The organism is Enterobacter cloacae complex sp. HYC080_NIDB, from assembly GCF_056673325.1.
In genome coordinates this window covers 2,259,312-2,273,897 of the sequence record NZ_CP114212.1, presented here as the reverse complement: position 1 = coordinate 2,273,897, position 14,586 = coordinate 2,259,312, and the positions used below count along the sequence as shown (strand labels likewise).

The 14,586-nt window shown below is 56.2% G+C and carries 14 protein-coding genes; 12 read left to right on the top strand and 2 right to left on the bottom strand.

The genetic code is table 11. The features are described 5' to 3' along the window. Positions 1-95 precede the first annotated feature (95 nt). The gene (locus tag O1723_RS10750; protein WP_023337286.1) at positions 96-761 is read left to right on the top strand and encodes a MarC family NAAT transporter; all 666 of its coding nucleotides are present in this window, start codon (positions 96-98) and stop codon (positions 759-761) included. A 44-nt stretch (positions 762-805) separates the two neighbouring features. Here the strand turns inward: O1723_RS10750 and O1723_RS10745 are convergent, their stop codons facing one another. Beyond that, positions 806-2,002 carry a sugar transporter gene (locus tag O1723_RS10745; RefSeq protein WP_248190574.1) on the bottom strand — a complete coding sequence of 399 codons (1,197 nt, stop codon included), beginning with the start codon at positions 2,000-2,002 and terminating at the stop codon, positions 806-808. Positions 2,003-2,179: 177 nt separating this feature from the next. Between O1723_RS10745 and O1723_RS10740 the strand changes: the two genes are divergently transcribed. From O1723_RS10740 to O1723_RS10730, 3 genes are all read left to right on the top strand, one after another. Further along, positions 2,180-2,968 carry a PhzF family phenazine biosynthesis protein gene (locus O1723_RS10740; RefSeq protein WP_023337288.1) on the top strand — a complete coding sequence of 263 codons (789 nt, stop codon included), beginning with the start codon at positions 2,180-2,182 and terminating at the stop codon, positions 2,966-2,968. A gap of 27 nt (positions 2,969-2,995) precedes the next feature. Beyond that, entirely contained in the window at positions 2,996-3,787 is a 792-nt protein-coding gene (locus O1723_RS10735; protein WP_023337289.1) for a PhzF family phenazine biosynthesis protein, read from the top strand. An 83-nt stretch (positions 3,788-3,870) separates the two neighbouring features. After that, a complete protein-coding gene (locus tag O1723_RS10730) occupies positions 3,871-4,353 on the top strand; it encodes a GNAT family N-acetyltransferase (protein ID WP_023330415.1) in 483 nt (160 codons plus the stop codon). Here O1723_RS10730 and ptrR read toward each other — a convergent pair. Next, entirely contained in the window at positions 4,307-5,185 is an 879-nt protein-coding gene (ptrR, locus tag O1723_RS10725) for a putrescine utilization regulator PtrR (protein ID WP_014883831.1), read from the bottom strand. The genes O1723_RS10730 and ptrR overlap by 47 nt on opposite strands. A 98-nt stretch (positions 5,186-5,283) precedes the next feature. On the opposite strand from ptrR, the gene sad reads away from it, so the two are divergent. The 8 genes from sad to O1723_RS10685 all read left to right on the top strand — a co-directional run bounded on the left by sad (position 5,284) and on the right by O1723_RS10685 (position 14,536). Beyond that, positions 5,284-6,672, top strand: a complete 1,389-nt coding sequence (gene sad / locus O1723_RS10720; protein ID WP_023337290.1) for a succinate-semialdehyde dehydrogenase — start codon at positions 5,284-5,286, stop codon at positions 6,670-6,672. Between the two features lie 112 nt (positions 6,673-6,784). After that, the gene (locus O1723_RS10715; protein WP_032645254.1) at positions 6,785-8,374 is read left to right on the top strand and encodes a methyl-accepting chemotaxis protein; all 1,590 of its coding nucleotides are present in this window, start codon (positions 6,785-6,787) and stop codon (positions 8,372-8,374) included. 86 nt (positions 8,375-8,460) lie between these two features. Then, entirely contained in the window at positions 8,461-9,363 is a 903-nt protein-coding gene (gene glsB / locus O1723_RS10710; protein ID WP_176602036.1) for a glutaminase B, read from the top strand. After that, positions 9,363-9,725, top strand: a complete 363-nt coding sequence (locus O1723_RS10705) for a DUF4186 domain-containing protein (RefSeq protein WP_023337293.1) — start codon at positions 9,363-9,365, stop codon at positions 9,723-9,725. Before glsB ends, O1723_RS10705 begins: the two co-directional genes overlap by 1 nt. A 107-nt stretch (positions 9,726-9,832) precedes the next feature. Further along, on the top strand, positions 9,833-11,281 hold the full coding sequence (locus O1723_RS10700; protein WP_023337294.1) for a GGDEF domain-containing protein: 1,449 nt from the start codon (positions 9,833-9,835) through the stop codon (positions 11,279-11,281). A gap of 111 nt (positions 11,282-11,392) precedes the next feature. Further along, on the top strand, positions 11,393-12,358 hold the full coding sequence (locus tag O1723_RS10695; protein ID WP_023337295.1) for a sensor domain-containing diguanylate cyclase: 966 nt from the start codon (positions 11,393-11,395) through the stop codon (positions 12,356-12,358). A gap of 82 nt (positions 12,359-12,440) precedes the next feature. Then, positions 12,441-12,968 (top strand): GNAT family N-acetyltransferase, encoded by a 528-nt coding sequence (locus tag O1723_RS10690; protein WP_023337296.1) that lies wholly within the window; start codon positions 12,441-12,443, stop codon positions 12,966-12,968. Positions 12,969-13,084: 116 nt separating this feature from the next. Next, positions 13,085-14,536 carry a tagaturonate reductase gene (locus O1723_RS10685; RefSeq protein WP_032665515.1) on the top strand — a complete coding sequence of 484 codons (1,452 nt, stop codon included), beginning with the start codon at positions 13,085-13,087 and terminating at the stop codon, positions 14,534-14,536. The last annotated feature ends 50 nt before the right edge of the window (positions 14,537-14,586 follow it).

Below are 14,586 nucleotides of genomic sequence, written 5' to 3'. Positions count from 1 at the left end.
TACGGAAAATAATCGTTACGTTGCGCAGATGGCTTAACGTCACACTTTCCCCCTATACTTGCGGGGATGAATATGGATAAGGACGACGATGCATTATGTTGGATTTAATTAAAGCAGTGAGTCTTGGGCTGGTGGTGCTGCTGCCGTTGGCAAACCCGTTAACGACGGTGGCGCTTTTCCTCGGGCTGGCAGGGAATATGAACAGCGCCGAGCGTAACCATCAGTCAATGATGGCTTCCGTCTATGTGTTTGCCATCATGATGGTGGCTTACTATGCGGGGCAGGTGGTGATGAACACCTTCGGGATTTCCATCCCTGGCCTTCGCATCGCCGGGGGACTCATTGTCGCCTTTATCGGTTTCCGCATGCTGTTCCCGGCGCAGAAAGCGCATGAGTCGCCGGAAGCCAAAAGCAAATCCGAAGAGCTGGAAAGCGAACCGAGTGCAAATATTGCCTTTGTGCCGCTGGCTATGCCGAGCACGGCGGGGCCGGGTACCATCGCGATGATCATCAGTTCCGCCTCTACGGTACGTGATAGCGCCACCTTCCCGGACTGGGTCCTGACGATTGCGCCACCGCTGATTTTTGCGATTATCGGGATCATTGTGTGGGGGTCACTGCGCAGTTCCGGTGCGATTATGCGCTGGGTAGGCAAGGGCGGTATCGAAGCTATTTCACGTCTGATGGGCTTCTTACTGGTCTGTATGGGCGTGCAGTTTATTATTAACGGCGTGCTGGAGATTATTAAAACTTACCACTGAGGTGATTGCCGGGTAAGCGCAGCGCCACCCGGCACAAACCAACGTCACCCGTGCTGACCTTGTTCCTCCAGCGCCACCGGCCATTTGCGGAAGATGAGCACTGACCAGATAAGCGCGACCAGGGCCGGAATAGCGCCCAGATACCCAATCGCCGACATCGAGACATGAAGGCTAATCTGATTTCCCACCAGCGCGCCCGCGCCGATGCCCAGATTAAATATCCCCGAGAACAGTGACATGGCAACGTCCGTCGCGTCCGGTGCCAGCGCCAGCACTTTTACCTGCATGCCAAGGCCGATGATCATGATCGCCACGCCCCAGAACAGGCTCAGGATCGCCAGATGGTTTTCGCTGCCCGCGGCGGGCATCAGCAACAGCAGGCAGGCGAGCAGCAGGCCAATGGCGCCGCTCACAAGCAAGGAAGCATGCTGATTACCCAGCTTGCCAAACAGCACGCTGCCGATAATGCCCGCACCGCCGAGGATGAGCAGTAACAGGGTGGCAAAATTGGCGCTAAAGCCTGCCACCACCTGAACAAACGGTTCAATGTAGCTGTATGCCGTGTAATGGGCGGTCACCACGATTACGGTAAGCAGATAGATACTCAGCAGCGCAGGGCGACGCATCAACAGCGGCAGGCTTTTCAGCGAGCCAGAGTGTTCGCTCGGCAGCGCGGGCAGCAGCTTAATCAGACACACCAGCGTAACCAGTGCCCCCATGCCGATCGCGAAGAAGGTCGTACGCCAGCCGAAGTATTGCCCCACGATACGGCCAATCGGCAGACCCAGCACCATCGCCAGCGCGGTGCCGGTGGCAATCAGGCTCAGCGCCTGGGCGCGTTTACCCGCCGGGGCCAGGCGTATAGCCAGCGACGCGGTGATCGACCAGAACACCGCATGGGCGAATGCAATGCCAATCCTGCTAATGACCAGCACCGTAAAGTTCCACGCCATAAACGACAGAACATGGCTGGCGATGAACAACACGAAGAGACCGATCAGCAGTTTGCGCCGCTCCATCTGGCTGGTCAGCAGCATAAACGGCAATGACATCAGCGCCACCACCCAGGCGTAGATGGTCAACATAATGCCCACCTGAGCCGTTTCCATCTGGAAACTGTCGGCAATGTCAGACAACAGCCCAACCGGAACAAACTCTGTGGTGTTGAAAATAAACGCGGCAATGGCCAGCGTGACCACGCGTAGCCACGCAACCCTGCGGGAAACTGTGTTCGTTGTCATAGGGATGTCGGAGATTCGTTGCTGGAAAGAAGAGGAGACGATCTTAAAACGTCAAACGGCGAAAACTCAACCATTATGTGACGCAGATCTCAATGTTTACCTTGTGAAAGCGGTAGCCGGGGAGGGTGTTTTCATTGAATATAAAAGAACAACACAACAAAAACAGGCGGTAAGACAATGCAGGAGATTGATTTTTATCTGGTAGATGCGTTCAGCGATACGTCGTTTGGTGGCAATCCGGCGGCGGTTTGTCCGCTGAAAGAATGGTTACCCGATGAAACGCTACTGAAAATGGCGCAACAGCATAATCAATCGGAAACGGCCTTTTTCGTCTGCAGCAAAGGGGGCATTGAGCTACGCTGGTTTACAACGCTCACCGAAGTCAATCTCTGCGGGCATGCCACTTTGGCCGCCGCGTACGTCCTGTTTCATGAACTGGATTACCCCGACTCGCGGATCCACTTCGACACCGCATCTGGCCGCCTGACGGTCAGCCGGGAGGGAGAGTGGATGACGCTGGATTTCCCGGCGTGTCCGACACATAAAGAGACGCCACCGCCAGAGATGATCGCGGCGCTGGGTATCCGCCACTACGTTGACGCCCGTAAAGGGCGCGCGTGGGTGATCGTCCTGGAAAACCGCCAGCAGGTTGAAGCCCTTATGCCGAACCTGTCTGCGATGACACCGGGTGAGCACAAAGTTAGCGTGACGGCACCGGGCGAGGGGGAATATGACTTTGTCAGCCGCTTCTTCTCACCGGGCGTTTCCGTCCCGGAAGATCCGGTCACCGGGTCCGCGCACACGATGCTGATCCCCTACTGGAGTGAAACACTGGGCAAAACGACCCTGTTTGCCCGTCAGGTGTCGGCGCGGGGCGGTGACGTGCGTTGTGAACTGAGAGGGGAACGGGTGCTGATGAGCGGTCAGGCGTCGTGCTACCTGAAAGGCACGGTGTATCTGCGCTAAAAACTGATAACAAGAGAGGGAGAGACAATGCAGGAAATTGATTTTTATCTGGTGGATGCCTTCAGCGACAGGGCGTTTGGCGGTAATGCGGCGGCGGTTTGCCCGCTGGAGGAGTGGCTGCCCGATGAGACGCTGCTTAAAATGGCGCAGCAGCATAATCAGTCTGAGACCGCCTTTTTTGTGCGAACCGACGACGGGTTTGAACTGCGCTGGTTTACCACGCTGCACGAAATTAACCTGTGCGGACACGCGACCCTCGCGGCGTCACACGTGATTTTTGAATATCTGGATTATCCGCATACCGAAATTCACTTTACCACGCGCTTCGTGGGCGAGCTGACGGTCAAGCGCAGCGGCGACTGGCTGACGCTGAATTTCCCTGCGTGGCCGACGGAGGCCGTCGATAATCCCCCGGCAGCGTTGTTCACCGCGCTGGGCATCACAAAGGCGAAAGAGGTACGCGCCGGACGAGACTATATCGTGGTGCTGGAGAGCCAGCAGCAGGTGGAGGCGCTCACGCCGGATATCGCGGCAATGGTTCCGCTGGGGAAAATGGTCTGCGTAACGGCGCCTGGAGAAGACTATGACTTCGTCAGCCGCTTTTTCTGCCCGGGCGAAGGGGTGCCGGAAGATCCGGTTACCGGATCCACGCACAGCATGTTGATCCCCTACTGGAGCGAAAAGCTGGGAAAAACGTCACTGAACGCACGTCAGGTGTCGTATCGTGGCGGCGATCTGCGCTGTGAACTGAAGGGCGATCGCGTGTTGATCGCCGGTCAGGCCACGTTGTATCTGAAAGGCCGTATCTTTTTGCGCTAGCCGGGCAGCGCGATAAGTTAATACTATGAAGCACCATGGCAGAGCTGCGCTATTTTAAAATAAAAAACAGCAAGGAGCCTGCCATGTATTCCATTACCTCTGAATCCGCTCGTCATCCGGACATCCTCACACTGATTGCAGCCCTTGACCGCTATCAGAGCGAACTCTATCCCGCAGAGAGCAATCATCTTCTCGATCTTTCAGCGCTGCCCGACGCATCGCTTATCCTGATGATCATTCGCGACCAGCAGCTTCAGGCCGTTGGCTGTGGAGCCATCGTGCTTAACGGGGATGGAACCGGTGAGATGAAACGGGTCTATATTGACCCGACCCACCGGGGACAGCATCTGGGAGAGAGGCTGCTGGCTGCTCTTGAAGATGAGGCCCTGAGCCGTCATTGCCACACGGTACGGCTGGAGACAGGGATAAAACAACACGCCGCGGTTCGTCTGTATGAACAGTGCGGGTACGAACTGCGCCCGGCATTTGCCCCCTATGTTGACGACCCGCTTAGCCTGTTTATGGAGAAGGCGCTGGTTGAAGACGTTCGTTTAGCAGCGCTATAAACGCTTCCAGCTGGCGGGTCATCGCCCCCCGTCGCCACACCAGCCAGGTGGTGAGCCAGCGCCAGTTTTCAGCCAGCGGCCAGGCCTCAATCTGATGATGTCCTGGCATACTTTCCAGCATGGAGCGCGGCATCAGCGCGATGCCCGCGCCCGCAATGACGCAGGCGAGCATGCCGTGATAGGACTCCATCTCGTGAATGCGGCCAGGCGTCGCGCCGTCTGCATGAAACCAGCTCTCCAGATGTCGGCGATATGAGCAGTTGGCGCGAAAGGCATAAACGTCACTGCCGCTCACCTGCGTGGCGCGTGTGACCTCCGTATGCCCGGCAGGCGTGACCAGCATCATCTCTTCCCTGTAGACCGGCATCCCCTCCAGTTCCGGGTGTGACAGCGGTCCGTCAACAAAGGCGGCGCTCAGCGTTCCCTCCAGTACACCCTCTATCATCGTTCCGGAAGGGCCGGTAGAGAGGGCAAACTGGATGCGCGGATAACGCTGGTTAAACTGCGCCAGCGATTCAGGGATGCGCACGGCAGCGGTGCTTTCCAGCGCGCCAAGAGCAAATAACCCCTGTGGTTCATCCCCCGCGACGACCATGCGCGCTTCATCCACCAGCGCCAGAATCTGTCTGCTATAGCGCAGGAAGTTATGCCCGGCGGGAGATAACCGCAAACGCTGGTTCTCACGAATAAACAGCTCAACGCCGAGATCGGCTTCCAGCTGGCGGATTCGTGTTGTCAGGTTCGAGGGAACGCGATGCACCTTCTGCGCCGCCTGGGTGATGCTCCCCGTCAGCGCGACGGCGTTAAACATTTCAAGCTGGGTTAAATCCATAGCATTCTCATTTCGTGAATAAGGTGGTTAGTATTATTCATTTCTAAGAAATAGCAGAGTGAGCCACAATTAATCAACCGAAATGCGTGGAGAACATCATGACTTATTCATCTGCTACACATGCCCTGTCTGTTAACCCGGCTACGGGTGAAACGATCGCCGCGTATCCGTGGGCGACAAAGGAAGAGGTTGAACAGGCTATCGCCCGGGCTGATGCCGGTTTTCGTCAGTGGCGGAGCGAAAGCGTCGCCCGGCGGGCGCAGAAGCTGCGCGATCTCGGTGCTGCGCTGCGTCATCGTGCGGAAGAGATGGCCCGGATGATGTCCCGGGAGATGGGCAAACCGGTTCTGCAGGCGCGGGCGGAAGTGGCAAAATCTGCGGGTCTGTGTGACTGGTATGCGGAACACGGCCCGGCCATGCTGAATGCAGAGCCAACCCAGGTGGAAAACCACAACGCGGTTATTGAATACCGCCCGCTGGGACCGATTCTGGCGGTGATGCCGTGGAACTTCCCGCTCTGGCAGGTACTGCGCGGGGCGGTGCCGATCCTGCTGGCAGGTAACAGCTATCTGCTTAAGCACGCGCCGAACGTGCTCGGCTCGGCGGATCTAATCGCGCAGATTTTTGCGGATGCCGGTTTCCCGGAAGGCGTTTTTGGCTGGGTTAATGCCACCAATGACGGCGTAAGCCAGGCGATTAACGACCGTCGCATTGCGGCGGTGACCGTGACCGGCAGCGTGCGTGCCGGGGCCGCAATTGGTGCCCAGGCTGGCGCAGCGCTGAAAAAATGCGTGCTTGAGCTGGGCGGCTCTGACCCGTTCATCGTGCTCAACGACGCTGACCTGGATCTCGCCGTGAAAGCGGCGGTGGCGGGTCGCTATCAGAATACCGGGCAGGTGTGCGCGGCCGCCAAACGCTTTATTGTTGAAGAGGGTATTGCGGATATCTTTACCCAACGCTTCGTCGCGGGCGTAGCCGCCCTGAAGATGGGCACACCCGATGAAGAAGAGAACTACATTGGCCCGATGGCGCGTTTTGACCTGCGCGATGAACTGCATCAGCAGGTTCAGGCCACCCTGGCTGAGGGGGCCACGCTGCTGCTGGGCGGAGAGAAAATCAGCGGCGAGGGGAATTATTACGCGCCTACCGTGCTGGCGAACGTCACGCCGTCGATGACGGCCTTCCGCCAGGAGCTGTTTGGTCCGGTAGCGGCTATTACCGTCGCGAAAGATGCTGAGCACGCCCTGACGCTGGCAAACGACAGCGACTTTGGCCTCTCTGCTACGGTCTTCACCGCCGACGCCGCGCTTGCGGATAAATTCTCTCGCGAGCTGGAGTGCGGTGGGGTGTTTATCAATGGTTACAGCGCCAGCGATGCGCGCGTGGCCTTTGGCGGTGTGAAGAAGAGTGGTTTTGGCCGCGAGCTTTCCCATTTCGGCCTGCATGAATTCTGTAACGTGCAGACGGTGTGGAAGAACAGAGTGTAATTCGTTTGTAGTGGCCCTCAATTTGAGGGCCACTGTCATTTCTCTGCAATGGTTCTGTCATTTTCGTTTCGTAGACTCGCACGCGTCTAACGTCTTGTTACTGAAGAAAATCATGAACCTAACGCAAATTTTTCGTCGTATTGCGCAGCGCTGTATCCCACGTCAATTTGGCCTGCTGACGGGTATCTTTTGTATTATTGGCCTTTTCTCCGCACTGCAACTCTCCTCATCTTTTCTGCTTAACGCCTCCCTGAAGGACGCTCAGCGCAACGAGCAGCAAAATCTGCTGGCGTATCAGCAACAGAGCAAGCTTGATCTGGCGCGTGTCTCCCTGCTGGCGGCAAGCGATCTGCTTAACCGCTCCGGCGTCTGGTTTATGCAGGATAAAGAGACCGGTTCAGAAGGAAGCTGGCACAGTCTGATGGATGAGGCGCAAGCGTCGCTGGCGGTTTCTCAGCAGGCGTGGCAAGCCTGGCGGGCACTCAATCCGCCGGAAGATGAGGCCCTGGTGAACAGCTATCAGCTTTTCTACGGTGCCATTAAAGAGCAATCGGAAGCGCTTGTCAGAACCCACACCATTGATGCCTTTTTTGCTGTCCCGGCCCAGGCGTTTCAGAACGACTTCAACGATAACTACGCCCGTTATCAGCAGGCCAGCGAGAAGCAGGCCATGCAGGGGCGTCAGGGACTTATGACGCAGCTTTCAAGGCTGCAAACGTTGTTCCTGTTTGCGCCGGTTTTACTGCTCGCCATCGCGGTTGCCGTCTGGTTCGGCATGTCCAGGTGGGTGATCACGCCGTTACGTCGACTGATTGCGCATATTAACCAGCTGGCAGCCGGAGATCTTTCCGGTACGCCGCCTGCCGTCAGGCGTTTTAATCGTGAGACGGGGCAGCTTAGCGACAGTATCGCCACCATGCAGCACGGTCTGCAGCAGTTGGTGACCCAGGTCAGCCATGCCACGACCGCAATGGTTGAAAATATCGGCTCCCTGGCGCAGGGGAATCAGAAGCTGTATCAGCAATCGGCGCGTCAGGCAAAAGAGCTGGAAGAGGTCACGACCCATATCGCGACGCTGGAAACGCATGTGGAAGGGAATACCGGCTACGCCAGACTCGCCAGCTCGCGCGCGGACGAAGCGCGTCAGGCCGCGGTAGGCGGTGACCAGATGATGTCGACCGTGAATGCGTCCATGCAGGCGATCGTCGAGCGATCTTCTGAAATGCGCGGGATCGTGGCGATGATCGACAGCGTGGCGTTTCAGACCAATATTCTGGCGTTAAACGCCGCCATTGAAGCCGCCCATGCCGGTAACCATGGACGCGGGTTTGCCGTTGTCGCCCGGGAAGTCGGCCTGCTTGCCAGAAAGAGTAGCCACTCAACGCAGACCATCCAGGAACTTATCAATCGCTCTTTGCAGGGCATTGAAGATGGATCCCGGGCGGTGAATTTAATGGAAGACAATTTGCAGCAGGTCACCGGTCTGGTCGGTAACTTAAGCAGTTTGCTGAATGAAATCTCAACCGCTACGCTCAGCCAGGGGGAGAGTATTCACCAGATGACGCGTCAGCTTCAGGCGCTGAATCAGGTTTCCCGCCAGACGGATCTGCTGGTTTCTGACGCCTCAGAGGCCTCTGAGCGACTGCAAAAGCAATCCGATCTTTTATTGCAGGCCGTTTCGCGTTTTCGTCTTAGCGCCTGACGCAATACATAAGCCTCTGTTATACTCGCAGCCCGTTTTAGCCTGAGGGCAAGGAGCAAAGAGTGGCTGCGGTCATCCATAATCAGATGCTGGACGAGATTCTGGCTCAGGTTCGTCCGTTATTGGGAAAGGGTAAGGTTGCCGACTATATTCCGGCTCTTGCCTCGGTCAGCGGGAATAAGCTGGGGATTGCTATCTGTACCATCGACGGACAGCGATACCAGGCAGGGGATGCCACTGAACGTTTTTCGATTCAGTCAATTTCGAAAGTGCTGAGCCTGGTTGCGGCGATGCGCCAGTACGAGGAAGACGAGATCTGGCAGCGTGTCGGTAAAGATCCGTCCGGCCAGCCTTTTAACTCACTGCTTCAGCTTGAAATCGAGCAGGGTAAACCGCGTAACCCTTTTATCAATGCCGGGGCGCTGGTGGTCTGCGATATGCTGCAAAGCCGTCTCAGCGCACCGCGTCAGCGAATGCTGGAGATTGTTCGTCAGCTCTCGGGCGTTGACGATCTTGCCTATGATTCGGTAGTGGCCCGCTCGGAGTTTGAGCACTCCGCCCGTAACGCGGCCATCGCCTGGCTGATGAAATCCTTCGGCAACTTTCATAACGACGTGGCGACCGTACTGCAAAACTACTTCCACTACTGTGCGTTGAAAATGAGCTGCGTTGAGCTGGCCCAGACGTTCCTGTTTCTGGCGCATCAGGGGCACGCGCCGCATCTCGATCAGGACGTCGTTTCCCCACTGCAGGCGCGGCAGGTCAACGCCCTGATGGCGACCAGCGGCATGTATCAAAACGCGGGCGAGTTTGCCTGGCGGGTTGGGCTTCCGGCCAAATCCGGCGTTGGCGGCGGGGTCGTGGCGATTGTGCCGCATGAAATGGCGATTGCCGTCTGGAGCCCGGAGCTGGATGAAACGGGAAATTCACTTGCCGGTGTGGCGGTGCTGGAGAAACTGACCCAACGTCTGGGACGTTCCGTATACTGATGTCCGATCTGGATCCGCTTTTTTCCCGCCTGGCGCGATCGACGTTTCGCTCGCGCTTTCGTTTAGGCAATAAAGAACGGCAGTACTGCTGGGACAAAGGACCCGACACCATTGACCAGCATGCCGCGGATTTCGTTAAAAAACGCCTTGCACCGGCGCAACCTGCCAACGACGGTAAACAGACGCCCATGCGCGGTCACCCGGTATTTATCGCCCAGCATGCCACGGCGACCTGCTGTCGGGGCTGTCTGGCAAAATGGCATAATATTCCCCAGGGCGTGCAACTGACTGCGCAGCAACAACATTATATCGTCAGCGTGATCCACCACTGGCTGGTGATACAGATGAACAGCCAAATTTGACGAGTTATGATCCTGTTGTAATTGTGTTATAGATGCAGGTTAAGTTAGTCCCGATCATGCTGACGACCGCAATATTTGCCATAAGCATTCATATGGAATGATATTTAATGCGTTCTGCTCTCACCGCCTTCAGGTTGTTCCAACCCGACACGCCGCTGCGTAATGCCTCGGCGATATTTATTCTCACCACTCTCTTTTATTTTGTGGGCGCGGAATTGCGGCTGGTCGAGGCCTTATCCCTGTTCTGGCCACTGAATGGCGTTATGGCAGGGATCTTTGCCCGTTATGTGTTTCTGCATCGCCTGCATTACTACGCGGTATGTTATGTCGCGATGCTGATGTACGACGCGGTGACGACTAACTGGGGAATGGCCTCGGTGGTCATAAACCTGTCTAACATGATCTTTATCGTCGTTGTCGCCGTGCTGGTTCAGCGTGACAGACGGTTGATGAAGAAAACCCCCGATCCGCTCAACGCATTACGGCTGTTTAACTACTGCCTGATTGCTGCGCTGCTGTGTGCCTTGCTCGGTGCGTTCGGGTCCGTGGGGATAGACAGTCATACCTTCTGGCCGCTGTTTGCCGACTGGTTTAGCGAACAATTCTCCACTGGCGTACTCGTTGTGCCGTGCATACTTACCCTCGGTTTGCCGGTGCGGGAACTCAGGGTAAATCTGGAGAAACTGTTACCGATCATCGCGCTGGTTGTTTCGGTGGCTGCCTCGGTGGTGATTGGCGGAGCGGGAAGCCTCGCATTTCCGCTGCCTGCGCTTATCTGGTGTGCGGTACGCTACTCGCTGCCTGCGACCTGCCTGCTGACGTTTATTACAGGGGCGATTGAAATCATTCTGGTCGCCAACTCCATCATAAATATCGCCGTGGCGACGCCGCTCTCGACCCCGATGATGTTTTCTGCGCGGCTGGGTATTGCCACGATGGCGATCTGCCCGGTGATGGTCTCCGTCAGCATGGCGGCGATTAATTCCCTGATCCGTCAGGTATCCCTGCGGGCGGATTATGACTTTCTGACCCACGTCTACTCGCGTTCCGGGCTTTACGAGGCGCTAAAACGCGAAGAAACGCACCGTCATCCACGTTTTCTGACCGTCATGCTGCTCGATATTGATTACTTCAAAAGCATCAATGATAACTACGGTCATGAGTGCGGCGACCGCGTGCTGGCATCCTTTGCCCGCCAGGTTCAGCAGGTCGTTGGTGAAGACGGGATGGTGGCCCGCATGGGGGGAGAGGAGTTTGCTGTGGTCGTTAATTCGGGCGATGAACAACACGGCTATGCACTGGCGGAACGTATCAGGAGTACCGTGGCCAGCCATCCTTTCACCTGGCGTCAGCAGACGCTTTATCTGACGGTCAGTATTGGCCTTGGAAGCGGAAAGGCGGAGTCATGGCAGTTGACGGAGGTCTTCAACAAGCTGATGGCCGAGGCGGACGATCATCTTTATCGTTCAAAAAAGGCGGGTCGAAATCGTACCAGCGCCCGGCTGGCGGATGAGCAACTTGCCGCCAGTGCCGGGAGTGAAACTGAGCTGCGTTAATCGTTATAAGGCATTGACGTGAATTAGATAGCGGCTTAACAGGATATTCGCACACTGACAATGTCTCTGTTTAAGCTACGCTTTGAGTAACGCTTTACGTCAGGAGACATTATGAAAGCACCTGCAACACCTGAAAATGAAACAGACCGACTTCACTCGCTGCGCGAATCGGGTCTGCTTGAGATCGACAGTTCCCCGGCGTTTGACCGCTTAACGCGCCTGGCGAAACGCTTTTTCCAGGTGCCACTGGCGATGGTCAATCTTATTGATGAGCACTCGCTGATCGTGAAATCGGCGGATGGACAGGCACCCGGTTCCGTTCCGCGTAACATATCTTTCTGTGGCCATACGATCCTCGCTGAAGCTCCGCTGGTGGTAGGGGATATGCGTCAGGATGACCGGTTCGCGGATAACCCGCTGGTGGCCGGTGAGCCCGGCGTGCGTTTTTACGCGGGCTTCCCGCTGCGCTTACGAGACGGCGCAAGCGTTGGCTCGCTTTGCCTGATTGATTACGCTCCTCGCGAGTTTTCAGCGGCCGATCTCGCCGTACTGGGTGACCTGGGCGCGCTGGCTGAGGATGAGTTTGCCGCCATCAGCGCGGCGACCACGGATGAGTTAACCGGGTTATTCAACCGACGCGGCTTTAATCAGCTTGTGCGGTTCACGCTTTCCATTGCCCGACGCCGTGCTGAGCCGTTGACGCTGGGCTGGCTGGATCTGGATCGGTTCAAGGAGATTAACGATCGTTACGGGCATGAGGAGGGGGATAAGGCGCTTAAAGTCATGGCGCAACTGATGCGTACCTCTTTCCGTGAAGCGGATCTGCTGGTTCGTTTCGGTGGCGATGAGTTTGCGGTGCTGTTTGCCGACACGGATGAGCAGGGGGCGTGGATTGCCATGCAGTATCTCGCCGAGCAGGTAGAAAACTACAATGCGCGCAAGTTACACCCATGGTCGCTGAAGTTCTCCTGGGGGCTGAGTGAATTTGATCACAACAGTAACGACCTGCAAAAGTGGCTCAACGATGCCGATGCAAAAATGTATGCCATGAAGCAGCAGCGGCAGCGCGGGCGGTGATATAACAAAAGCGTATGACTGACCCGATTGCGTTAAGAAAATGTTAAATGCAAAGTGTGGGTATTCAACGTAAGGACAAACAATGAATACCTCACTGCATATCCAAAACTTCACCCGTGACGACATTCTCACTCATCTTGATGCGCTGGCCGGGATCCTCGAAAACTGCGTGACCGGCGGCGCATCCGTCAGCTTCATGTTGCCGTTTAGCCTCGAGAAGGCTCGTTCATTCTGGCTCGGTATTGCTGAACGCGTAGGGCGCCATGAGCGCCTTGTGCTTGCCAGCATTGATCCCCAGCTGGGCGTTATCGGAACGGTGCAACTGATTACTGATCAGCCTGAGAATCAGCCTCATCGTGCCGATGTGGCAAAACTTCTGGTACATGAAAAAGCGCGTCGCAAAGGGGCCGCGATGGCGCTGATGGAAGCGCTTGAGGCTGAAGCCCGCGCCAGAAATATTTCGGTTCTGGTACTCGATACCTCCACCGGCAGCGGCGCTGAGACGTTTTATCAGCGTGCCGGCTGGCAAAAGGTCGGTGAGATCCCGCGCTACGCCCTGATGCCGGACGGTGCCATGACGGCGACGTCCGTGTTCTACAAATTCTTATAATTTTCGTCACAACCACGCCGTGAATTGATCGAAACAGGGTTCCTGGTCGGAAAGTTTTGATAAGTTATCGTACCAATCTTATCAGGCTGTATGACTAATCATAAAAGGAACCCATTGTGAACACGCTTAACCGTCGTGATTTTCCCGGTGCTCAATACCCTGAACGCATCATCCAGTTTGGTGAAGGCAACTTCCTGCGTGCGTTTGTCGACTGGCAAATTGACCTGCTCAATGAACATACCGATCTCAATGCCGGTGTGGTTATCGTTCGCCCCATTCAGAGTGCTTTCCCGCCCTCGCTGAGCACCCAGGATGGCCTCTATACCACCATCATTCGCGGCCTGAATGAGCAGGGCGAAACGGTAAGTGAGAGCCGTCTTATCCGCTCGGTTAACCGGGAGATCGACGTCTACAGCCAGTATGATGCGTTCCTGAAACTGGCCCACAACCCCGATATGCGTTTTGTCTTCTCGAACACCACCGAGGCCGGGATCGGCTATCACGCGGGTGACAAATTCGACGATGCGCCTGCCGTGAGCTATCCGGCGAAACTGACGCGCCTGCTGTTTGAGCGCTTCAGCCACTTCAATGGTGCGACCGATAAGGGCTGGATCATCATTCCGTGTGAGCTGATAGACTACAACGGAGACGCCTTGCGTGAACTGGTCTTGCGTTATGCGCAGGAGTGGGCGCTGCCTGCCGCTTTCATCCAGTGGCTAAATGAAGCAAACCATTTCTGCTCAACGCTGGTTGACCGTATCGTGACCGGCTACCCGCGCGATGAAGCGGCCGCGCTGGAAGCTGAGCTGGGATATCACGATGCATTCCTGGATACGGCAGAACACTTCTACCTGTTTGTTATTCAGGGACCAGCATTCCTTGCTCGAGAACTGCGTCTGGATAAGTATCCGCTTAATGTGCTGATTGTGGATGACATCAAACCCTACAAAGAGCGCAAAGTCGCCATCCTGAATGGTGCGCATACGGCACTGGTGCCGGTAGCGTTCCAGGCGGGGCTGGATACGGTCGGTGAGGCGATGAATGATGCCGATATCTGTGCTTTCGTCGAAAAAGCGATTTATCAGGAAATTATTCCGGTCCTCGATCTGCCACGTGATGAACTGGAATCGTTCGCCAGCGCGGTAACAGGGCGTTTTCGGAACCCTTACATCAGACACCAGTTGCTCTCGATTGCGCTCAACGGCATGACTAAATACCGCACCCGCATTCTGCCGCAGCTGTTGGCCGGGCAGAAGGTCAGGGGGCAGTTACCACCCCGTCTGACGTTTGCGTTAGCGGCCCTGATTGCGTTTTATCGCGCGGAGCGTAACGGGGAGGGCTATCCGGTACAGGATGATGCGAACTGGCTGGAATGTTATCAGCAGTTATGGGCGCGGCACCGCGATAATCAGATAAGTACCCGTGAACTGGTGCAGGCTGTGTTGAGCGAGAGAGAGCACTGGGAGCTGGACCTGACGCAGGTGAACGGCCTGGTGGACCAGGTGACGCTGGATCTTGATGCCATTCTGCTGAAGGGAATGCGCGCAGCGGTGAAGCCACTTTGCTAATCACGTCACCCGGCTGCGGCCGGGTTTAAATAGAATCTGTTTTAGTTACA

Excerpts from the sequence above, each read along its gene's own strand:
- O1723_RS10700 (WP_023337294.1), top strand. The coding sequence starts at position 9,833 with ATGCGTTCTGCTCTCACCGCCTTCAGGTTGTTCCAACCCGACACGCCG.
- O1723_RS10705 (WP_023337293.1), top strand. The coding sequence starts at position 9,363 with ATGTCCGATCTGGATCCGCTTTTTTCCCGCCTGGCGCGATCGACGTTT.
- O1723_RS10745 (WP_248190574.1), bottom strand. The coding sequence starts at position 2,002 with ATGACAACGAACACAGTTTCCCGCAGGGTTGCGTGGCTACGCGTGGTC.
- O1723_RS10730 (WP_023330415.1), top strand. The coding sequence starts at position 3,871 with ATGTATTCCATTACCTCTGAATCCGCTCGTCATCCGGACATCCTCACA.
- O1723_RS10735 (WP_023337289.1), top strand. The coding sequence starts at position 2,996 with ATGCAGGAAATTGATTTTTATCTGGTGGATGCCTTCAGCGACAGGGCG.
- sad (WP_023337290.1), top strand. The coding sequence starts at position 5,284 with ATGACTTATTCATCTGCTACACATGCCCTGTCTGTTAACCCGGCTACG.
- ptrR (WP_014883831.1), bottom strand. The coding sequence starts at position 5,185 with ATGGATTTAACCCAGCTTGAAATGTTTAACGCCGTCGCGCTGACGGGG.
- O1723_RS10695 (WP_023337295.1), top strand. The coding sequence starts at position 11,393 with ATGAAAGCACCTGCAACACCTGAAAATGAAACAGACCGACTTCACTCG.
- O1723_RS10750 (WP_023337286.1), top strand. The coding sequence starts at position 96 with ATGTTGGATTTAATTAAAGCAGTGAGTCTTGGGCTGGTGGTGCTGCTG.
- glsB (WP_176602036.1), top strand. The coding sequence starts at position 8,461 with ATGCTGGACGAGATTCTGGCTCAGGTTCGTCCGTTATTGGGAAAGGGT.
- O1723_RS10740 (WP_023337288.1), top strand. The coding sequence starts at position 2,180 with ATGCAGGAGATTGATTTTTATCTGGTAGATGCGTTCAGCGATACGTCG.
- O1723_RS10690 (WP_023337296.1), top strand. The coding sequence starts at position 12,441 with ATGAATACCTCACTGCATATCCAAAACTTCACCCGTGACGACATTCTC.
- O1723_RS10715 (WP_032645254.1), top strand. The coding sequence starts at position 6,785 with ATGAACCTAACGCAAATTTTTCGTCGTATTGCGCAGCGCTGTATCCCA.